Genomic DNA, 241 nt, shown 5'->3' with positions numbered 1-241 from the left:
ACGGTTGGTACACCCTGCGTATCGGTGAATTAAAAGCCATGCTGGCGCTGGCTGGTGGCGATCTGGAACAGGCTCTGGTCTGGACCGAATGGACGATGGAGTTTAACTCATCAGTATTTAGTCCGGAACGCGCCAACTATTATCGCTGCCTGCAAACGTTGTTATTACTGGCACAGGAAGAAGATCGCCAGCCGCTGCAATATCTGAATGCGTTTGTTCGCATGTACGGCGCAGATGCCGT

Annotated in this window: 1 protein-coding gene; it reads left to right on the top strand. The window is 52.3% G+C overall.

Annotated features, from left to right (window positions below; translation table 11 throughout):
- Window positions 1–241: hypothetical protein (locus HMPREF0549_RS08995; RefSeq protein WP_003717995.1), on the top strand; the 241-nt coding region annotated here is incomplete at both ends.

The organism is Limosilactobacillus vaginalis DSM 5837 = ATCC 49540, from assembly GCF_000159435.1.
In the GTDB taxonomy this organism is placed as follows: domain Bacteria; phylum Bacillota; class Bacilli; order Lactobacillales; family Lactobacillaceae; genus Limosilactobacillus; species Limosilactobacillus vaginalis.
The sequence above is the reverse complement of the archived record's forward strand: the minus strand, read 5'-3'. Positions and strand labels throughout refer to the sequence as shown.